This window comes from Ruegeria arenilitoris, from assembly GCF_013035315.1.
Classification (GTDB): domain Bacteria; phylum Pseudomonadota; class Alphaproteobacteria; order Rhodobacterales; family Rhodobacteraceae; genus Ruegeria; species Ruegeria arenilitoris_D.
In genome coordinates this window covers 71760-92799 of the sequence record NZ_WQHP01000007.1, presented here as the reverse complement: position 1 = coordinate 92799, position 21040 = coordinate 71760, and the positions used below count along the sequence as shown (strand labels likewise).

The window sequence follows — 21040 nt, the reverse complement described above, 5'->3', positions numbered from 1 at the left end:
GATAGCGGGGCTTGGCCCACAACAAAACCCTTATTCCGCAGCTTCTGCCTGAATGAACCCACCCGACTGGCGATGCCAGAACCGTGCATACAGCCCACCCTGATCCAGCAAGGCGTCATGAGTGCCGACCTCGACAATACGGCCCTGATCCAGAACGATGATCCGGTCCATCTCGCTGAGCGTGGACAGGCGATGCGCAATTGCCAGCACGGTTTTGCCCTGCATCACCCGATGCAAGGCGGTCTGGATCGACGCCTCAACCTCGGAATCCAATGCCGAGGTTGCCTCGTCCAGCACCAAAATGGGCGCGTCCTTGAGAATGGCACGTGCCAGGGCGATCCGCTGACGCTGACCACCGCTCAACGTCACACCACGCTCGCCCAGATGCGCGTCATATCCCTTGCGCCCTTGTGCATCCTCAAGGCTTAGGATGAACTCATGCGCTTCGGCCTTCTTGGCGGCCTCGATCATTTCGTCTTCAGATGCGTCGGGGCGACCATACAGAATGTTCTCGCGGGCCGAGCGGTTGAACATAGCCGTTTCCTGCGTGACCATGCCGATCTGGCGGCGCAAACTGTCCTGAGTCACCTTGGAGACGTCCTGATCATCGATCAGGATTGCGCCCTTTTCGCCGTCATACAGGCGCAGTAGCAGCGACACCAAGGTCGATTTACCAGCGCCCGACGCCCCGACAATGCCCAGCTTTTCGCCGGGGTGGACCGTGATTTTCACATCCGAAACGCCGCCGACATCTCGTCCGTAAGAAAAGCTGACATGATCAAAATCGATTTGACCATTGGGTACGGACAGGTCCGTCGCACCGGCCTGATCTTCGACCCGTTCACGCTTGGCCAGCGTTTTCATACCGTTCTCGATCTCGCCCACATTCGCGTAAAGGCCCATCAGAGTGAAACTGACCCAACCCGTCATCTGAGCGATCCGGATCGACACGGCCCCCGCCGCCACAATATCCCCCGCAGTGGCCGCGCCAGCTTGCCAAAGCCCCAAGGTGGCACCGATCAGAATAACTGGCAAAACCCCGGCCAGCACCATCAGGATAAAGCGGAAGCTGGCGGATAAGCTGCCAAAAGCCAGCATCTTTTCCCGAAGATCAACCATCGAGTTCCGTGCGGCCCGATCTTCAAATTGGGAATGGGCGAACAGCTTGACGGTCTTGATGTTGGTGATCGTGTCAACCACCTGCCCCGACACCATCGCCCGCGCTCCGGCCCGCGCCGCCGAGCGTTCGCGGATGCGCGGAAGATACCAGCGGATCAACAGGAAATAGACCACAAGCCATGCAGTGAATGGCAACATGACCAAGGGGTGAATCGACCCTAACAAAAGCAAAGAGCCCACAAGAGAGGCCAAAGCGAACACAATCGCGCTGATCGTTTCGGACACGACCGAGGCCATCGCGTTGGATGTCTGCATCTGCTTTTGCGCGATCCGGCCCGCGAAATCGTCATCGAAATAGGTGACGGACTGGCCCAGCGTCCATCGGTTCAACTTGGCCAGCACCAGAGGTGTGATGTTGGGCATGACCACATAAGCGTTCGAGAACGCTGACAGGCCAAACAACGCCGGGCGCAGCAGCATGAAAAACGCAACCACCGCCAACATCATCCAGATATTGCCAGCGGTCCAAAAGCTCTCGGCTCCACTTGTGGTCGCAAGGTCGATCACCAATCCCAACACCCAGGCCGTGCCCGCCTCCATCGCGCCGGCCATGGCCGAAAAGAAGGCCGCGACAAAGATCATCGGCCAGGCGCCGGACAGGCTCCAGCGAATGAACGCCCCCAGCGTTTGCGGCGGGGGCGTTTCGATGTTCTTAAATGGGTCTATGAGGTTGCCGAGCTTCATTCCGCGGCCTCCGGGTTCAGGAAGCCCCCAGATTGCCGCGCCCAGAATTGGGCGTAAAGACCGCCATGAGCCAATAGTTCGGAGTGCCCGCCCTGTTCCACGATCCGACCCCCATCCATGACCAGAATGCGGTCCATCTGCGCGATGGTGCTGAGCCGGTGGGCGATGGCGATCACGGTTTTACCTTGCATCATGCCGTAGAGAGTTTCCTGAATCGACGCTTCGACCTCGGAATCTAGGGCAGAAGTCGCCTCGTCCAACAACAAGATCGGCGCGTCTTTCAAGATCACCCGCGCCAGTGTCACCCGCTGCCGCTGCCCGCCGGACAGCTTCACGCCGCGCTCACCCACATGCGCGTCATAACCGGTGCGCCCCTGCGGGTCTTGCAGATCGAGGATGAAATCATGCGCCTCGGCCTGTTTGGCCGCGGCGATCATCTGTTCCTCGGTCGCATCCGGACGGCCATACAGGATGTTGTCACGCACTGACCGGTGCAGCAGGGCGCTGTCCTGCTGAACCATGCCGATATGGCTGCGCAAACTGTCCTGCGTGACCTTGGCGATGTTCTGATCGTCGATCAGGATCGCACCCTGTTCCACGTCGTAAAACCGCAAAAGCAGCTTAACCAGGGTCGATTTCCCGGCACCGGACCGCCCGATCAAACCAATCTTCTCACCGGAATGAATGATCAGATTGATGTGGTCCAGACCACCGGTTTTACGCCCGTAGTGGTGCGAGAGGTCCTGAATGTCGATCTGGCCATTGGTTAACTGCAGAGGCTTCGCATCCGGGGCGTCCAGCAGGTCGATGGGCTGGGCAATCGTCTCCATCCCCTCGGCAACAACACCAAGCTGGCGGAAGAAACTGGTCAACGCCCACATGATCCAACCGGTCATCGCGTTCAGCCGCAATGTCAGAGCGGTCGCGGCCGCGACCACACCGACAGACGCACTGCCCTGCATCCACAAGGCGATCGCCCAGCCGACCACACCGACGATCAGCAAACCGTTCAGGGTGACCAAAACCGCGTCCATGATAGTGAAGATCCGCATCTCAACCTGGAATGTGCGGCGGGTTTCCTCGATGGCCTCGCGGGCATAATCCAGCTCTTGCTCGTCATGTGCGAACATCTTGACCGAATGAATGTTGGTATAACTGTCGACCACTCGACCCGTCACAGCCGAACGCGCGTCCGATGCCGCCTGTGACGCCGGACCCACCCGCGCAACCGTCCAGCGCACCAGCAGCCCATAAAGCACCAACCAGATCAACAGCGGCAACAACAGACGCGGATCCGCCGCCATGAGCAACACCGCTGCGCCGATCAGATAGGCGATCGAGAACGAGATGGCGTCAAACACCTGAAACACGGCCTCACCCGCGGCAGGTGGCGTCTGCATGATTCGGTTCGCAATGCGCCCGGCAAAATCGTTCTCGAACCACCCAACCGATTGGCGCAGCACGTGCTTATGCGCCCGCCAGCGGATCAACGTACCAAAGTTCGGCAGGATCGTGTTGTTCAGCAGCAGCACGTCGACGACATGCAGCATGGGACGCAGCAGCAGAACAAACACTGCCATCAGGATCAGTTCGGTGCCATGAGCCTGCCAAACCTCGGCAGGGGGACCTGACAACAGGTCTACAACGCGCCCCATGTAGTAGATCAGACCGACTTCGACCGCCGCAACGATGATCGAGATCAGCCCTGCCCAGAAGAACACCCGCATAAATGGCTGCGAGTAGTCCAGCATGAACGGCCACAACCGCGTCGGAGGTGTGTCGGTTTCCTTGTAGTCAACAAAAGGGTCAACGAGGTTTTCGAAATAGCGAAACATGGAGAGTGCTCCGATTGAGCAGAAAATAAGTCATGCGAAGAAAGATGGCGCCAGAACACCACCCCTACGGGTCGAAGTGTTCCAGCCTTAGCTGTCCCAGATCCCGTAATACATTCGCATCCCTCCATTCATGTGACAGGGGCAAGTAACCACAATCTTTTTTACTTGTCATCCCTTTTTGAGACGTCACCCTCGCCTGATAGCAGATCATCGCGGTCCAGTGTGAACCCTGACGCGATCCATTGCGCCTCTAGTTGAGCCAGTTTCTTGCCCAGTGCGGGGCCAGTGAAATCAGGTATCAGGTCAGCGGCTTTGATCGGGAACGTTGCAGCCGCCCCCAAGCGCAGCTCGTGTGAAATCGAGTCTAACCAAGGCTGTTCCAGAAATGCACAGCGCAACAGCGCCTCACTTAACCCGCTCTCTTCACCATAGCGAAACCCCAGCTCGGCAAAACCCGCGACGCCCGCTGCCTCATCCCGCATGCGTGTCAGGCGTTGCAGCTGTGCTCGGCTAAGGCGTAGCGTCTCGGCAACCTCAGGTGGCGCGATCGCTGCTAGCCGCCGTATCGGTTCCGGTTCGGCGCCCGCTTGCTGTTCCAGCGCGATCAAAGGGGCCAGAGCGCGATCATCTGCCCCCGGCAGGACCTGCGCCAGAACACCGGCGCTGCGCATTGTGGACACGGAAGGCGCGGGGTCCGGGGCACCCAACAGCTTCAAAAGCTCTGCGCCGACGCGTTCGCGCGACAGGCCCGCCAACCCCTCAAGGTTCGACGCAATTGCATCCAGGGCGTCAGGGTCAAACCCGGCCTCGGTATCTCCGTACCAGGCATGAAATCGAAAGTACCGCAGAGAGCGCAGGTAGTCCTCGCGAATACGGTTTGCGGCGGTGCCAATGAAGCGGACGCGGCGTGCCTGCAAATCCGGCAACCCGGTCAGAGGGTCCAAAACCGTTCCATCAGGCCGCGCATAAATTGCGTTCATTGTGAAATCGCGACGTGCAGCATCCTCTTCAACCCTATCCGAGAACGCGACTACAGCGCGGCGGCCATCTGTTTCCACGTCGCGGCGGAAGGTCGTGATCTCATGCGGGATGCCCTCGCTGACCACGGTGATCGTGCCGTGTTCGATCCCGGTCGGAATCGCCTTGAGCCCAGCCTTTTCGGCCAGTTCCACGACCTTGTCCGGCCGCGCGTCGGTCGCGATGTCGATATCCGAAACAGGTGCGCCCAAAAGCGCATTTCGCACGCACCCGCCCACAAACAGGGCCTGGAAACCAGTGTCCGTAAGCGCGTTGCACACTCGTTGCGTTGCAGGTTTGGACACCCAGCTTTCTGTGATCTGCGTCATTCGTTGATCCGTGCTGCCAATCCCCGCAGGATGCGTGCCGTTGCGCCCCAAATGTAATAGGGGCCGAAAGGTACCGTAAAATAATACCGTCTTTGCCCGCGCCAACGGCGCGATTCGACGATATAATTCGCAGGGTTGAGTACATGTTCAAGTGGAACCGAAAACACCTCGGCCACTTCGCCCGGTTCGGGCACGGATTGGAAAGGTTCGCGCAGGATCGCTATGACCGGTGTGACGGTGAAAGACGTCACTGTCTCGTGTGTAGGCAGGTGGCCAAGAACCTCGGGCATTTCGGGCGGCAGACCAATCTCTTCGCGCGCTTCTCGCAAGGCCGTTGCGGTCACATCCGCGTCGCCTTCGTCCTGTTTGCCTCCGGGAAAGGCGATCTGTCCCGGATGATGTTTCAAAGCCGACGATCGTTTTGTCAGGATCAAACGCGGAGCGCCATCCGCGACCGAGATCGGGACCAGTACTCCGGCAGGTCGCAATTTGCGCCCTTCGGGTAGGACAAAATCGGGATTCAGGTCGAAATCGCTCGACCCGTGGCCGGGGCGGCGCAGGGCCGCCCTCAGCTGATCGGTTGGATCAAGCGCCGTCAGCATCAAAGCCGACCGTGGCGGGATCCAACACATAGTGTGCACCGCAAAACTGACAATCAGCGGTTACCTTGCCTTCGGGCGTGGTCATCTTTTCGATGTCCTTGGCCGAATAGATCGACAGGCTTTGCCGCACGCGGTCTTCGGAACAGGTACAGCCAAACTGTACCGGTTGCGCGTCATAGACCCGAGGCTGTTCCTCGTGAAACAGGCGGATCAAGAGATCGGTCGGCGCGACAGACGGGCCGATCAGTTCCAGATCCTCGACCGTGTCCAGCAGGATGTTCACGCGGCCCCAGTTTTCACCCTCATCACCATCGACCAGATCGTTGGCTGTCAGGATATTCCCGTCACCCTCGCCAGACGCCACAAAGGGCGAAGCTTTGGGCATGTGTTGCAGCATCACTCCGCCCGCACGCCAGTGTTCGCCGAAACCGGGTTCAGTCGATTTGCCGAAGCTCAGCGAAAACCGCGTCGGCAACTGTTCGGACTGGGCAAAGTACGCCTCAGCACAAGCGCTTAGCGACCCGCCGGCCAGCGGGGTAATCCCTTGGTAGGGCTGCGTGCCTTCGCCCTGATCGATCATGATCGCAAAATACCCTTCACCGACCTGGTCGAAGGGCGCACTGTCGGTCAGGCGATCCCGGTCGAAACTGGCGTAGGCGCGGATACGGGCCGGTTCGCCCTCGGTCTTGGGGGCAAAGTAATCGGTCGCAATCATGCGCACCGCCCCTTTGGACTGAACCTGCAACGACAACTTCCAGCGCAGCGATACAGTCTGGCCGATCAATGCAGTCAGCAGGGCCATCTCGGCCACCAGAGCTTCGACCTTTTCGGGATAGTCATGCTGCTTCAGGATGCCGTCAAGCACGCCATCCAGACGGGCCACGCGGCCGCGCATGTCCGAGACATCGAGTTGAAAGGGCAGGACGGTATCGTCCCACGCGATTTTTGTTCCAAGAGACATGGGGTTTCCTTACACGCCACAGGTTGGCATACCGCCAGCATATAGGTCGAACTATTCGGGTTGTAAGGGGCCATACATGATCAGACGGTTTGGTGAAACCCCTCAGGCCGGGCGAAAATACACGCGCAGGGTCGGAGTTTATGCACTATTGCCCCGCGGCAGAAGCCTGTTGCTAACCTGCCAGACACAGCCCGGGCCCGACCTGCAACTGCCCGGTGGCGGCATTGATCCCGGCGAATCACCAATCACCGCGCTGCACCGCGAAGTGTTCGAGGAAACGGGCTGGCTGATTGCCTCTCCGCGTCGCATTGGGGCTTTTCGCCGGTTCACCTTCATGCCCGAATACGATCTCTGGGCCGAAAAGGTCTGCCTGATCTATCGCGCCCGCCCGGTTCGGCCTGTGGGCCCGCCGACCGAGCCGTTTCACGACGCCCTGTGGATGGACACCGCTGACGCAGCACAGATGTTGGGGAATGCGGGCGATCGCCATTTTGCTGCACAGCACGAGCAACAACTTTAGGGGCCGTTGTACTCGAAAAAAACGGCCGAGACGTCATCATCCATTCCACTGCCTGGAGGCATCGCCTGGGTCAGCCGCCAGAACATGTCGTCCAAGAACTCTGTGCCGCCGCGCCCAGGTCCGCAATCCAGCGCCATCTGACGCAAACCTTCTTCTTCCAGCAAGCTACCATCTTCCAGACCGCATTCCGTGAACCCGTCTGAAAACAACAAAAGCCGATCGCCGGGCTGCATGTAAAATTCGGTCCGCTGAAAACTGACATCGGGCAACAAACCTATTGGCAAACCGCCCTCACCCAGAAACTCGGTTCTGCCATTTTGGCACAACAGCAACGGGTGTGGATGCCCGGCCTGAACCATTTTCACATGCCCGTTGCGCAAATCGACGATGGCGTAAACCATCGTGAAATACTCTTCGATCCCAGTATCTGCCATCAGCCGCGAGTTCAGAGTTTCGGCCACCTGCTCGGGCGGCAACAGCGCGTAGAATTTGTCAAAGCGCCGCTCCATAGCGACGTTTTGTTCAAAATGGCTGCTGGAAAGGTAACTGCCCAAACGCGCTGTCATCATGGCCGAGGTGATACCGTGGCCGGACACGTCGATACTGTAGAAGCCCAACCGGTTAACGCCCGGCGAGAACATGCCCACCAAGTCACCACCGATATGCCCGCAGGTTTTCAACAACATACTGACCTGGGACTTGCCGAATTGGCGCGTCAGCTCGGGCACCAGAGATTCCTGGATCTTGCGTGCCTGAATCAGATCTTTGTCGATCGCATCATGTGCCACACGCAGCTCTTCCAGCGCGTTTTCGATCATCTGGTTTTTGCGCGATAGCTCGCGCTGCATGCCCAAGATACGCGCCCCGGCCGAAATACGCGCGCGCAGCTCGTCTGCCTCAAGCGGTTTGATCAGAAAATCGTCCGCACCGGCATCCAGACCCCGCGCTACTTCTTGTTTTTCGCTTTTTGACGTCAACAGGATGAAATAGCTGTATTGCTTGCTGTCCAGCGCACGAAACGCTTTGCAGAAATCCAGCCCACTCATCCCCGGCATGACCCAATCGCTCAGTACAAGGTCGGGCGGATCGGTGGCGCACAATTCGATGGCGGCGTCCCCGCTGTCGGCCTCGAGAACCTCGAATCCCCATTTTTTGAGCGATGCGACCAGAATGCGGCGCTGAAGGCGGCTGTCGTCAACGACAAGCACCTTCTGAATTACACCAAAATCCTGTTCCGATCTGGTGTCTGCCTGACTGACCTCTGCCACCTTAACCCTCTGCACAGCAACGCATATTGGAATGCGGTGACCCTATCGTGGGGCTGTTTAACATAGGATGAAGGCCGGAAATGATTTCGCTTAACCTGCCCTTTACCCGCTTCGGACTAGGAAGAAGCATGGCAGGCAAAGCGAGGATGGCATGATCAACTGGTCCAGGGTCAGGCAACTAAGGGACGAAGTTGGCGCCAGCGAGTTCGACGAGGTGGTCGAGATCTTTCTTGATGAGGTGCAAGAGGCCCTGACCCGACTTTGCAATGACACCGCACGCGCCGAATTCGAACAGAACCTGCATTTTGTCAAAGGCAGTGCCCTGAGCCTGGGCTTTGAAACGCTTGCAAAGCTGTGTCAGGACGGCGAGCGGCAATCGGCGCAGGGGCAAAGCCAAACGGTCGATCTGCCGGGTATCGTCGACACTTTCGAAAGCTCGTCCGTTGCATTCAAGTCAGGGCTTGGCACCCTCTGACCGCCATCCAGGTCGGTTCACAGGCTAAATCCGAACAGGAAAACCTTCTGGGAAACGAAATTTTTTCAGGTCGAATTGCATGCTCCGGTCATGCGTAAAATAGCCGTCGTCCATTGTCTTGAGCGTTTGCAAGGCATCTTTCCTGCACTCTTCGACACAGTCTTTCAGCGGCAATTCGGCTGCATTGATCGACTCTCGCGTCAACCGCCTGAAGCGCCGGGTTCGTCGACGCCAGCCAACAATTCCGACCGACTGACCTGGGGATTTCCTGATTTTCACCCCTTCGGCCATGGTTTCATCCACCAGCGGCGACCGTTCCTGTTCACGGCGCTGCATTTCCAGCCAATTTCCGTAGTGGAAGTGCATGTTGAACAGTCCCGGCAGCAGGTCAAAGCTGTCGCGCATGATCCCATGCCCACCAGTCCCAAAGGACACACGGCGCTGCACCAGACAGGGTTTTGAATAGGGAATTTCGAACACACAGAACTTACTGTCAGAAATCAGAGCGCCTTGTTCGTCGTTGTCCAGAGTCGCAACGAGGTTGAAACCCACAGCACCTGCCGCGTTTTCCTCAAACTCGAAAGGGTAATCGGTCAATAAACTACCATCGACCGTCATCAGCAGCTCATCACAATCCGAAACGATGACCCGATCATAGAACTGGGTCAGCATCGCGGAAAAATCCGACAGCATCCGCCAACGGGCGTAGTCAAAAGATTGATGCAGACCGTCGCGCAATATGGCGATCACGTTACAGCCTTCGCCAATGCGATCAATTTCGGGATCGGCACCATGTGACAGAATATAGACATTCTCGCGGCCAAGCTGAGCAGAATAATATGCGACCCATTTTTCAAGGTACCAATAGTCGCGCCAAACCATAGTCACTGCAGCAAGCGGTTTCATATATCTGCTTTCCGGTCACAAATGTCCTGAGTTGCCTAGGTGAATTCCATCCAACCAACAAGGTCATCAACGCGTAGGTGCTGAGGAATGTGGCACGAAGCGCGCTCAGATCACGAACTGGGCCAGCGTTTCGTCCTCGGTGATATCAGTGTAGGTAAATCCCGCTTCGTCCAGATGCGCGAAGAGGCGCACAAAATTCTCGGGCTTTCGCGTTTCGATCCCGATCAGGACCGAGCCGAAATTGCGCGCCGATTTCTTCATGTATTCGAACCGGGCGATGTCGTCCTCAGGACCGAGAATGCCCAGGAACTCTTTCAATGCGCCGGGCCGCTGCGGCAGGCGCAGGATAAAGTACTTTTTGACCCCCGAATAGCGCTGAGCACGTTCCTTAACCTCGGGCAGGCGTTCGAAATCAAAATTCCCTCCTGAAGTGACGCACACAACAGTCTTGCCTCGGATGAAGCTTTGAATATCGCCCAGCGCCTCAATCGCCAAAGCCCCCGCAGGTTCCAACACGATGCCCTCCACATTCAGCATTTCGATCATCGTCGTGCAGATCCGGTCTTCGGACAGGACCAACACGTCTGACAGGTGACGGGATTTCAGCAACTCGAAAGGCTTTGCGCCAATCCGACCAACTGCCGCGCCATCGACGAAATTGTCGACATGATCCAGCGACACCGGATGGCCTGCCGCCAGAGCCGCGCGCAAACAGGCCCCGCCTTTGGGTTCTACAAACAGGCAATGGGTGCGATCCCCAAACCAAGTCGCAACACCGGAAGACATGCCGCCGCCGCCAACCGGCAAAAGGACGTGGTCGGGCACCTGACCCAGTTGTTCTTCGATTTCGACCGCCAAAGATGCCTGACCTTCGATCACGTCCTCATCGTCGAACGGAGACAGGAAATGCCCGCCCTGCTGCGCACACCACTTCTGCGCAGCTGCCAGGGTGTCGTCGAAATAGTCCCCGGTCAGATGGATTTCGATGTTTTCCCCACCAAAAATGCGGGTTTTCTGGATCTTTTGCTGCGGCGTCGTCACCGGCATGAAAATCACACCGCGTACATCAAGGTGCTTGCACATATAGGCCACGCCCTGTGCATGATTGCCCGCGCTTGCGCAAACGAACAGCTTTTGTCCCTGCTGCTTGCGCATCGCGTTGAACGCACCACGGATCTTGTACGACCGCACCGGGCTGAGGTCTTCGCGCTTCAGCCAGATATCAGCCCCATAGCGGTCAGACAGATGTGCATTCCGCTGCAACGGAGTTGCCGGAAACACAGATCGCATCGCCTCTTCGGCAGCGCGGGCGCGGGTTTTGAAATCAGTCATGCCAAATTCACTGCCGCATCATCGCGAAGAGGGCAAGGAATACATATGTGTACGCGGCTCAGGAAAGTTGACGCTTTTCGATGAAGACGCCGTACATCGTTGTGAAAATGCTGACGCTGATCATCGGCAGAATGAGCGTTCCAAGGAACACGGTCAGCAAAATGCCCAATACGGGAATGAACACCAGCACCGAGAAGACAAGCTGAACAAGCAGCTGAAACAAGAACGCGACAACCAGAAGAACCAGTATCGACCCGGCGACACCTGTTGTGCTGTTCCACGCCTCGCCAAGCGTAATCGGTTCGCCAATCGCTGCTGCAGGTAGAATGATCGACAGCCGGTAGAAACAAACGATCAAAAAGACCCCGTATGCCAGCGTCAGGATGATAGACAGCGGCAAAAGGGTTTCGCCCAGCACAGCGATAACCACTCCAACCGGGATCCAGGCAATCATCATCAGAATACCCAGCAACAAGATACGGCCGAAATACGCCAAAATCCTGTCGAACCGGAATGCGGGGAAAATCCCGCCCGGATACTCTTCCAGCAGGATGAAACGGTGCCACGAAACGGCTATCCAAAATACGACAGCGGCGATTACAGCGAACAGACCGAACAGGAAAAAAGTAACCGAGGCAGCTGATATCCCATCCGGCAATGAGTCAGCGCTTTCATCAAAAGCCTCTAGCGGAATTCCAGTCACCATGAACAGCGCGACGATCAAACCAGTGGCGATCAAAGCGGGACCCACGGTGATCTGAAGCACCTGTTTGAGGTTCCCGAATACCATGCGAACGGAATGTACGAAAATCTGCCAACCCAACATCCGAAAACTGCCCTTCTCAACCAATTGTTGTTTTGTATACGATTGTTTCAGCGCAATTAGCCCCCTGCGTCAACGCTGATAACTTGCCCCCGCGTTCAAAACCCGCTAGGGGCCAGTCGTTCTACGCATAAAGGGAAGTCAGATGTCCGCGCCCAAGAAAGTTGTTCTGGCCTATTCCGGTGGCCTTGATACCTCGATCATTCTGAAATGGCTGCAGACCGAGTATGGCTGTGAGGTTGTCACCTTCACTGCCGATCTGGGTCAGGGTGAGGAACTGGAACCCGCCCGCCAAAAGGCCGAGATGCTGGGGATCAAGCCCGAGAACATCTATATCGAGGACATCCGCGAAGAGTTCGTTCGTGACTTTGTCTTCCCGATGTTCCGCGCCAACGCGCAATACGAAGGCCTGTACCTGCTGGGCACCTCGATCGCGCGCCCGCTGATTTCCAAACGTCTGGTCGAGATCGCCGAAGAAACCGGCGCCGACGCCGTGGCGCATGGCGCTACCGGCAAGGGCAACGACCAGGTCCGCTTTGAACTGGCGGCCTATGCGCTGAACCCAGACATCAAAGTGATCGCGCCGTGGCGTGAGTGGGACCTGACCAGCCGGACGCGTCTGTTGGAATGGGCCGAAGCGCACCAGATCCCGATCGCCAAGGACAAACGTGGTGAAGCACCCTTCTCGGTCGATGCAAACCTGCTGCACACCTCATCCGAGGGTAAGGTTCTGGAAGACCCCGCCGACATGGCACCGGTCTATGTTTACCAGCGCACCGTTCACCCCGAGGACGCACCGAACGAGCCCGAGTTCATCGAGATCGGTTTCGAGAAAGGTGACGCGGTCAGCATCAATGGTGAGGCGATGAGCCCCGCGACCATCCTGACCAAGCTGAACGAATATGGCGGCAAACACGGCATCGGCCGTCTTGATCTGGTCGAAGGCCGTTTCGTCGGTATGAAATCACGCGGTATCTACGAAACTCCGGGCGGCACCATCCTGCTGGAAGCGCATCGCGGTATCGAGTCCATCACCATGGACCGCGGCGCGATGCACCTGAAGGACCAGCTGATGCCGCAATATGCCGAGCTGATTTACAATGGCTTCTGGTACTCGCCCGAGCGCGAGATGCTGCAGGCCGCCATCGACAAAAGCCAAGAGCATGTGACCGGCACGGTTCGTGTGAAGCTATACAAAGGCCTGGCCTCAACCGTTGGCCGCTGGTCCGATCACTCGCTGTACTCCGAAGAGCATGTGACCTTCGAAGACGATGCTGGTGCGTATGATCAGAAAGACGCGGCGGGCTTCATCCAATTGAACGCCCTGCGCCTGAAACTTCTGGCCTCACGCGAAAAGCGTCTGTCCAAGTAATTCAGGACATCGCTAAGTTGAGCAACCCGGTGTCCTTTATGGATGCCGGGCTTTTCTTTGCCTTCACGCGCCTGTCAGTTCCAGTAGCGTCACCCTTGCCTGTTTCGGCTATTTTTCTTTACGCAAAGGTCAACAGGGAAAGGGTACTCAATGCTTCAGGACATCGCTGACGGAATCCAAAAGGGTCTGAACGGCAAAACTTTTGATGGCTCGCTCAAGTTCGATTGTGGTGACGATGGGGTGATCGTTCTGGTGGATAACCAGGCCACCACCCAAGATCAGGATACCGATTGTACGATCCGGATCTCTCAGGAAAACCTGACCAAACTGCTGACCGGCAAGCTGAACCCGATGACTGGCGTGGCGCTGGGTAAGCTCAAGATTTCGGGCAATATGGGCGTGGCGATGAAGCTGGGGCAGCTGCTGGGCTAAGTGCCGATAAACTCGTCTCACCAGCGCGTGACAAACGATGTCAGCGGATTGCAACGACGGGAAAGTCCGGGCAGCCTGACCTCAGAAGGAGATCTGCCATGAACCGGACTGCTTACCTCGATTTCTTTAAACCGACGCTTCTGTTTGTCCTCATTACGTTGGCCGCGATGCTACGCGCCCTGCCCGCGCCTGCCGCAGGCACGGAAACCCTGACCGTTGCCGGAGGATGTTTCTGGTGTGTCGAATCCGATTTTGAATCCGTACCGGGCGTGATTGGGGCCGTATCGGGCTATACCGGCGGTAAATCAGCCAACCCGACATATGATCAGGTGTCAAAAGGCGGCACCGGCCATTACGAGGCCGTTCAGATCACGTTCGATCCGGCCCGCGTTTCCCGCGAAACGCTGCTGAACATGTTCTTCCGCTCGGTCGATCCAACGGATGCGGGCGGTCAGTTCTGCGACCGCGGCGACAGCTATCGCACGGCAATATTCGTCTCTAACGCTGGGGAAAAGACGCTGGCGCAAAAGGCCAAAGCCAATGCACAGCAGGCATTGGGTCAGACCGTTGTCACCCCAATTCTGGACGCGGCCGCCTTTTATCCGGCTGAGGCTTACCACCAGGACTACTACAAAGGTGACAAGCTGGTGCTGACGCGCTTTGGACCCAAACGTCAGAAGAACGCGTACAAAGCCTACCGCAAGGCCTGCGGACGCGACGCACGCGTCAAGCAATTGTGGGGCAGCAACGCACCCTTCGTTGGATCCTAAGTAAACCGGGCCTCAAGCACCTCTTTGAGGTCCGGAATCACATCTGCCGTTCCGTGCCGCGTGACCATCAGGGCCGCGGCACGATTTGCTTGTGCAATGGCCTGAGGCATCGGCAGCCCGCGATCCATTCCGGCCAGAACATACCCGGTAAACGTATCCCCCGCGCCTGTAGTATCCACGGCTTTGACCTTGTGGGCAGGAATCTCAAGCACCTCGCCATCTTTGGGAAGATAACGTGCACCTTTCGACCCCAACGTCACTAAAACATGCTGTACCGGCAGATCGGATACTGACAGACCAGTGCTTTCGCGCAGTTGTTCGGCCTCAACCTCATTCAGGATCAGAAAATCGAGATAGGGCAAGACGGCCTGTACCGCATCAGCCTGAAACGGTGCAGCGGCGTAGCAGACGGTCAGACCCAAATCGCGCCCCATGCGGGCCGCTTCGACCTGCGCGTTGGTTTCGTTCTGCAGGACCAGCAGATCGCCCGGAACAGCCTGCGATAGCGCCTGCCCCAATTGGTCCTGCGCGATTGCGTGGTTGGCTCCGGGATACAAAATGATCTGGTTCTCGCCCTCAGCATCCACCGCGATGATGGCGTGACCCGTTGGTACGTCGACCTGCGCGATGAACCGCGTATCGACGCCATATTCGGTCATGCGATCCAGCGCCCACCGCCCGTCGGACCCGATGCCTCCGACATGCGCCACCCGCGAACCCGCCCGCGCCGCGGCGACAGACATATTCGCGCCTTTGCCGCCCAGAAACCGCTCAAGGGTCAGGGCAGCCAGGGTTTCGCCGGCACTGGGCAGATGCGGCAGGCCATAGACCATGTCCGCGTTGATCGAGCCTAGGTTCCAGATCGTCACGGCTTATCCAATATCGCAAGCGGCCAGAATGGCCATGTTCAGGATGTCATTCGCGGTCGACACGGTCGAGCAAATCTGGATCGGCTTGTCGATGCCCGAAAGGATCGGGCCGATGACGGTGGCCTCACCCATTTCTTGCATCAGCTTGGTCGAGATCGACGCCGAGTGGCGCGCAGGTACGATCAGGATGTTCGCTGGCCCGGTCAGGCGCGAGAACGGATAGGCCTCTTGCTGATCGACGTTCAGCGCGACATCCACGGTCATTTCGCCTTCGTATTCGAAGTCGACACCGCGCTGGTCCAGAACCTCGGGCGCGACATGCATCTTCTCGGCGCGCTCAGACACCGGATAGCCAAAGGTCGAGAAACTGACAAAGGCCACGCGGGGTTCCAGACCCATGTGGCGGGCCACTGCGGCGGACCGTTCGGCGATGTTAGCCAAATCGTTTTCGTCCGGCCATTCATGCACCAGAGTGTCACCGATCAGGACGATACGTCCCTTATGCAGCAACGCGGTTACACCTACCGCACCATGTTCCGCATCTGCATCGAAGACGTGGTTGATCCGGTCCAACACATGCGCCGATTTGCGCGTCGCGCCGGACACGAGACCGTCCCCGTGGCCATGCGCCAGCATCAGCGCCGAAAAGACATGGCGATCGGTCGCGGCGAGGCGGTGAATGTCCTTACGGTCAAACCCTCGGCGCTGCAGGCGTTTGTAAAGGAAGTCCTTGTAGGTATCGAGATGGGTGGTTGTGCCAGCGTTCACGACTTCAAGTTCGCGCACAGCATCGCCCAGACCTGCGGCCTCGAGCTTTTCTTTGACGTCATCCGGACGGCCGACAACCAACGCTTTGCCGAAGCCCGAGCGCTGATACATGACCGCTGCGCGCAGCACGCGGGGATCGTCGCCCTCGGCGAAAATCATCCGGCTTTGCGCCGCACGGGCGCGGGCGTTCAGACCGCGTAGGATGCTGGCGGTTGGGTCCATGCGGGATTTCAGGCTCAGCTCGTACGCGTCCATGTCGATGATCGGACGCCGGGCCGCGCCGGTATCCATCCCCGCCTTGGCAACGGCAGGTGGGATACGATGGATCAGACGCGGGTCAAACGGCGTTGGAATGATGTAGTCGCGCCCAAAGGTCAGCGACTTGCCATAGGCCATGGCAACCTCATCCGGGACATCTTCGCGCGCGAGATTGGCCAAAGCGTGGGCGCAAGCGATCTTCATCTCGTCATTGATGGCGCGCGCATGAATGTCCAATGCGCCGCGGAACAGGTAAGGGAACCCCAACACGTTGTTCACTTGGTTCGGATAGTCGCTGCGCCCGGTGGCGACGATGGCATCAACACGTACCTCATGCGCCTCTTCCGGTGTGATCTCAGGGTCCGGGTTCGCCATGGCGAAGATCACCGGGTTATCAGCCATGCTGGCAACCATGTCCTGGGTCACCGCCCCTTTGACCGAAACGCCCAGGAACACATCCGCGCCTTTCATGGCATCTTCCAGGGTCCGCAGTTCCGTGGTGATCGCGTGGGCCGATTTCCACTGGTTCATACCCTCGGTCCGGCCTTGATAGATTACGCCCTTGGTGTCGCAGACAATGCAGTTTTCATGCCGCGCGCCCATTGCCTTGAGCAATTCGATGCACGCAATACCCGCCGCACCGGCCCCGTTTAGAACGATCTTTACGTCCTCGATCTTCTTGCCCGAAATGCGCAGCGCATTCAGCAGACCCGCCGCACAGATCACGGCCGTACCGTGCTGGTCGTCGTGGAAGACCGGAATGTCCATTTCTTCCTTGAGGCGCTGTTCGATGATGAAACACTCGGGCGCCTTGATGTCTTCCAGATTGATCCCGCCAAAAGTCGGCCCCATCAAACGCACGGCACGGCAGAACTCATCCGGGTCTTCGGTGTCCAATTCGATATCGATCGAATTCACATCCGCGAACCGTTTGAACAGGACGGATTTCCCCTCCATTACCGGTTTTGATCCCAGCGCACCAAGATTGCCAAGACCCAGAACGGCCGTCCCGTTCGAGATCACCGCAACAAGGTTTCCTTTGTTGGTATAGTCATACGCAGTCTCGGGCGCTTCGGCGATTGCTTCACATGGTACAGCGACGCCGGGGCTGTAGGCCAGAGACAGATCGCGCTGCGTGGTCATGGGAACGGTGGCCTGCACCTCCCACTTGCCGGGGGTCGGGTCGAGGTGAAAGGCCAGCGCCTCTTCTTTGGTGATCTTCGCTTTGGGCATGGAATGGGTCGTTTCTTTACATCTGCGGGACTTTCGCCTCATAGCGCAGGCGCGCGCGCGTCTCAACGAGAATACGTTTTCGCCTTTCGCAGCAGAGGGGGGATTTGTAAGGTCGCGACCGGAATACGCCAGAAGGGGGCCGGTTTTGTCCACAGTCACGCCAATGATGGCGCAATATCTCGAGATCAAAGAGGCCCATGCCGACGCCCTGTTGTTTTACCGCATGGGCGATTTCTACGAGATGTTTTTTGAGGACGCGGTGAACGCCGCCGAGGCGCTGGACATCGCGCTGACCAAGCGCGGCAAGCACAATGGCACCGATATCCCGATGTGCGGTGTGCCGGTTAATGCCGCCGAAGGGTATTTGCTGACACTGATCCGCAAAGGGTTCCGCGTCGCCGTCTGCGAACAGATGGAAAGCCCCGCCGAAGCGAAGAAAAGAGGCTCTAAATCAGTCGTAAAGCGCGACGTCGTTCGTCTGGTAACCCCCGGCACACTGACCGAAGACGCCCTGCTGGAAGCCCGCCGCCACAATTTTCTGGCTACCTATTCCGAGGTACGTGATGAGGCCGCGCTGGCCTGGGCCGATATCTCAACCGGTGCGTTTCACGTGATGCCATTGACCTCGGTCCGGCTGAGCCCTGAGCTGGCACGGCTTGCCCCGTCCGAATTGATCGTGGCCGACGGTATGGAACAGCCTTTGCAGGAAACGGTACGAGATCTGGGAATTTCGCTGACACCAATTGGACGCGCCAGCTTTGACAGCACTGCGGCGGAAAAACGCATCTGCGGATTGTTTCACGTGAATGCTCTGGACGCGTTCGGGTCCTTCGAGCGCGCAGAAGTTTCCGCTATGGGTGCGTTGATTGACTATCTGGAGATTACGCAAAAAGGCAAACTACCCCTACTGCAAACGCCCCTCAAGGAATCCGAGGACCGTGTTGTTCAAATCGACGCCGCCACGCGTCGCAATCTGGAACTGACCCGATCCCTGTCCGGCGGGCGGGCCGGGTCGCTGCTATCCGTGGTGGATCGTACGGTCACGCCCGGCGGCGCACGGTTGTTGGAGCAGCGCCTGTCCAGCCCTTCGCGTAATCTGGATGTTATTCACGGACGGCTGGACGCAGTCAATTTTGCCGCCGAAGACAGCCTGATAGCTTCGGACTTGCGTGAGGCCCTGCGTAAAACTCCCGATCTGGACCGGGCCCTGTCACGCCTGTCTCTGGACCGAGGTGGCCCCCGCGATCTGGCGGCAATTCGGAACGGTCTGACACAGGCGGCAACTATCGCCCAACTCTGTGACGGTCAGGACCTGCCTGTCCTTCTGGCGACCGCGCTGCAAAACCTTATCGGCTTTGATGACCTATTGAACCTGCTGGACGAGGCGCTTGTGGCCGAGCCCCCATTGCTGGCACGCGACGGTGGGTTCATCGCCCCGGGCTACGACAGTGAGCTCGACGAGGCCCGCACCCTGCGGGACGAAGGACGATCCGTGATCGCTGGGTTTCAGCAGAAATACGCGGAACACACCGGCATCACATCGCTGAAGATCAAGCATAACAACGTGCTGGGTTACTTCATAGAAACCACAGCCACCCATGCCGAGAAAATGCTGAACCCTCCGTTCAGCGAAACTTACATTCATCGTCAAACCACAGCCAATCAGGTTCGATTCACGACCGTCGAGCTGTCCGAAATCGAAACCCGCATACTGAATGCCGGAAACTTGGCGCTGGAGATCGAAAAGCGGCTCTACAAAAGGCTTTCTGACGACATTCTGGACCAAGCCGCACGCCTTAACCAGGCCGCCCGTGGGTTGGCCGAGCTTGATCTCACCACCGCGTTGGCCGATTTGGCACGCGGTGAGAACTGGTGCCGTCCTCAGGTCGACGCGTCGCGCGCTTTTGACGTGCAGGGCGGCCGTCATCCGGTTGTAGAACACGCGCTACGCCAGCAAAACGGGGACGCCTTCATCGCCAATGACTGTGATCTGAGCGCAGATCAAGGCGCGGCGATCTGGCTGCTGACCGGTCCCAACATGGCCGGTAAATCGACTTTCCTGCGCCAGAATGCGCTGATCGCATTGCTGGCCCAGATGGGCAGCTATGTCCCAGCCGAACAGGCGCATATCGGCCTTGTCAGCCAGTTGTTCAGCCGCGTTGGCGCCTCGGACGATCTGGCACGGGGCCGCTCGACCTTCATGGTCGAGATGGTCGAAACCGCCGCCATCCTTAACCAAGCTGATGACCGCGCGCTGGTGATCCTTGACGAAATCGGTCGTGGGACAGCCACCTATGATGGCCTGTCCATCGCCTGGGCCACGCTGGAGCACCTGCACGCATCCAACAAATGCCGCGCGCTGTTTGCTACGCATTACCACGAATTGACCGCTTTGGCCGGTAAGCTTGAAGGCGTTGAAAACGCAACCGTCGCAGTCAAGGAATGGGAAGGCGAAGTCATCTTTCTGCACGAGGTCCACAAGGGTGCGGCAGACAGATCCTACGGTGTGCAAGTTGCCCAACTGGCCGGACTACCGGCATCGGTGGTCGAGCGAGCACGCATCGTGCTGGATCAGCTGGAAAAGACCGAACGCGAGGGCGGCAAGCAAAAAGCTCTGATCGACGACCTGCCTTTGTTTTCGGCCGCGCCGCCTCCGCCGCCACCAACACCCAAAGCATCACCTGTCACAGACATGCTTGATGAAATCCTGCCGGACGAGCTGACCCCGCGTGAGGCTCTCGACCTGATCTACAAATTAAAAGAGGCGGCCAGAACCTGACCGCCCCTTCATCTTTTCAAAAATACTCTCGCCAAAGGCTTGGCCTCAATGAGGCTAATCAGCTCGCAGGCGTAGAGGAAACCCCAACCTGTGCCGGACGCAGCAGGCGATCATGCAGCATGAAACCTTCGGCCGAAACCTGAATGATGTCTCCAGCACGGGTGCCGGGAACAGGTGCTTCGAACATCGCTTCATGAATATTCGGATCGAACCGGTCGCCAACCTCAGGCGTGATCACTTCGATCCCATGCTTTTGGAACACGTCTTTCAACGCGCGCATGGTCAGTTCGACGCCTTCCAGAAGCGGGCCTGCGACTTCTTTCTGCTCGTCCGTCGCGGCCTCAAGCGCGCGTTTCATGTTGTCGTAAACTGGCAGCATGTCGCGGGCCAGTTTCGATCCGCCATACTGTTCGGCATCGCGGCGCGCCTTGTCGCCACGCTTGCGCGCGTTTTCAGCATCCGCCAATGCGCGCATGAACTTGTCCTTGAAATCGTCCCGCTCAGCACGCAGCGCATCAATTTCCAACGCCTCTTCGCTGATCTCGGCAAATTCCTCGGCCAGCTCTTCCGCCTCGGCGGTTGCGATATCGTCCAGAAAATCTTCGTTCTTGGGCTCTGCCATCTCTTA

Annotated in this window: 18 protein-coding genes; 6 read left to right on the top strand and 12 right to left on the bottom strand. The window is 58.1% G+C overall.

The window, feature by feature from the left end; genetic code table 11:
* Positions 1–30 precede the first annotated feature (30 nt).
* The 5 genes from GOV53_RS16065 to GOV53_RS16045 all read right to left on the bottom strand — a co-directional run bounded on the left by GOV53_RS16065 (position 31) and on the right by GOV53_RS16045 (position 6607).
* A complete protein-coding gene (locus GOV53_RS16065; RefSeq protein WP_170468268.1) occupies positions 31–1863 on the bottom strand; it encodes an ABC transporter ATP-binding protein in 1833 nt (610 codons plus the stop codon).
* A complete protein-coding gene (locus GOV53_RS16060) occupies positions 1860–3698 on the bottom strand; it encodes an ABC transporter ATP-binding protein (protein WP_170468265.1) in 1839 nt (612 codons plus the stop codon). The genes GOV53_RS16065 and GOV53_RS16060 overlap by 4 nt, the downstream gene beginning before the upstream one ends.
* Positions 3699–3859: 161 nt before the next feature.
* Positions 3860–5044 carry a CCA tRNA nucleotidyltransferase gene (locus GOV53_RS16055; protein WP_170468264.1) on the bottom strand — a complete coding sequence of 395 codons (1185 nt, stop codon included), beginning with the start codon at positions 5042–5044 and terminating at the stop codon, positions 3860–3862.
* Positions 5041–5646 (bottom strand): CoA pyrophosphatase, encoded by a 606-nt coding sequence (locus tag GOV53_RS16050; protein ID WP_170426270.1) that lies wholly within the window; start codon positions 5644–5646, stop codon positions 5041–5043. The genes GOV53_RS16055 and GOV53_RS16050 overlap by 4 nt, the downstream gene beginning before the upstream one ends.
* Complete coding sequence (locus GOV53_RS16045; RefSeq protein ID WP_170468262.1) at positions 5630–6607, bottom strand: Hsp33 family molecular chaperone HslO; 978 nt, start codon at positions 6605–6607, stop codon at positions 5630–5632. The genes GOV53_RS16050 and GOV53_RS16045 overlap by 17 nt, the downstream gene beginning before the upstream one ends.
* Before the next feature lie 76 nt (positions 6608–6683).
* Here GOV53_RS16045 and GOV53_RS16040 point away from each other — a divergent pair, with 76 nt between their 5' ends.
* Positions 6684–7127: an NUDIX hydrolase gene (locus tag GOV53_RS16040; protein ID WP_170468260.1), complete on the top strand. Its 444-nt coding sequence runs from the start codon at positions 6684–6686 to the stop codon at positions 7125–7127.
* Here GOV53_RS16040 and GOV53_RS16035 read toward each other — a convergent pair.
* Positions 7124–8395, bottom strand: a complete 1272-nt coding sequence (locus GOV53_RS16035) for a PP2C family protein-serine/threonine phosphatase (RefSeq protein ID WP_170468258.1) — start codon at positions 8393–8395, stop codon at positions 7124–7126. The genes GOV53_RS16040 and GOV53_RS16035 overlap by 4 nt on opposite strands.
* A gap of 151 nt (positions 8396–8546) precedes the next feature.
* Between GOV53_RS16035 and GOV53_RS16030 the strand changes: the two genes are divergently transcribed.
* The gene (locus GOV53_RS16030) at positions 8547–8870 is read left to right on the top strand and encodes an Hpt domain-containing protein (RefSeq protein ID WP_170468256.1); all 324 of its coding nucleotides are present in this window, start codon (positions 8547–8549) and stop codon (positions 8868–8870) included.
* A 24-nt stretch (positions 8871–8894) separates the two neighbouring features.
* Here the strand turns inward: GOV53_RS16030 and GOV53_RS16025 are convergent, their stop codons facing one another.
* The 3 genes from GOV53_RS16025 to GOV53_RS16015 all read right to left on the bottom strand — a co-directional run bounded on the left by GOV53_RS16025 (position 8895) and on the right by GOV53_RS16015 (position 11934).
* Positions 8895–9776, bottom strand: a complete 882-nt coding sequence (locus GOV53_RS16025; protein ID WP_170468254.1) for a glycosyltransferase family 2 protein — start codon at positions 9774–9776, stop codon at positions 8895–8897.
* Between the two features lie 105 nt (positions 9777–9881).
* Complete coding sequence (gene ilvA / locus GOV53_RS16020; RefSeq protein WP_170468252.1) at positions 9882–11108, bottom strand: threonine ammonia-lyase IlvA; 1227 nt, start codon at positions 11106–11108, stop codon at positions 9882–9884.
* A 58-nt stretch (positions 11109–11166) separates the two neighbouring features.
* Positions 11167–11934, bottom strand: a complete 768-nt coding sequence (locus GOV53_RS16015) for a hypothetical protein (protein WP_170468251.1) — start codon at positions 11932–11934, stop codon at positions 11167–11169.
* A 142-nt stretch (positions 11935–12076) separates the two neighbouring features.
* Here GOV53_RS16015 and GOV53_RS16010 point away from each other — a divergent pair, with 142 nt between their 5' ends.
* The 3 genes from GOV53_RS16010 to msrA all read left to right on the top strand — a co-directional run bounded on the left by GOV53_RS16010 (position 12077) and on the right by msrA (position 14505).
* Positions 12077–13303, top strand: a complete 1227-nt coding sequence (locus GOV53_RS16010) for an argininosuccinate synthase (RefSeq protein ID WP_170468249.1) — start codon at positions 12077–12079, stop codon at positions 13301–13303.
* 150 nt (positions 13304–13453) lie between these two features.
* Positions 13454–13735, top strand: a complete 282-nt coding sequence (locus tag GOV53_RS16005; RefSeq protein WP_170410878.1) for an SCP2 sterol-binding domain-containing protein — start codon at positions 13454–13456, stop codon at positions 13733–13735.
* A gap of 98 nt (positions 13736–13833) precedes the next feature.
* Positions 13834–14505, top strand: coding sequence for a peptide-methionine (S)-S-oxide reductase MsrA (gene msrA / locus GOV53_RS16000; protein ID WP_170468247.1), 672 nt, complete (start codon positions 13834–13836; stop codon positions 14503–14505).
* Here msrA and GOV53_RS15995 read toward each other — a convergent pair.
* Both GOV53_RS15995 and GOV53_RS15990 read right to left on the bottom strand, forming a co-directional pair.
* Positions 14502–15374, bottom strand: coding sequence for a ribokinase (locus GOV53_RS15995; RefSeq protein WP_170468245.1), 873 nt, complete (start codon positions 15372–15374; stop codon positions 14502–14504). The two genes, msrA and GOV53_RS15995, sit on opposite strands and share 4 nt — an antisense overlap.
* Before the next feature lie 3 nt (positions 15375–15377).
* The gene (locus GOV53_RS15990; RefSeq protein ID WP_170468243.1) at positions 15378–17633 is read right to left on the bottom strand and encodes an NADP-dependent malic enzyme; all 2256 of its coding nucleotides are present in this window, start codon (positions 17631–17633) and stop codon (positions 15378–15380) included.
* A gap of 163 nt (positions 17634–17796) precedes the next feature.
* Here GOV53_RS15990 and mutS point away from each other — a divergent pair, with 163 nt between their 5' ends.
* Positions 17797–20412, top strand: a complete 2616-nt coding sequence (mutS, locus tag GOV53_RS15985; protein ID WP_170468425.1) for a DNA mismatch repair protein MutS — start codon at positions 17797–17799, stop codon at positions 20410–20412.
* Positions 20413–20470: 58 nt separating this feature from the next.
* Here mutS and GOV53_RS15980 read toward each other — a convergent pair whose 3' ends face one another.
* On the bottom strand, positions 20471–21034 hold the full coding sequence (locus GOV53_RS15980; protein WP_170468241.1) for a nucleotide exchange factor GrpE: 564 nt from the start codon (positions 21032–21034) through the stop codon (positions 20471–20473).
* Between the last annotated feature and the right edge of the window lie 6 nt (positions 21035–21040).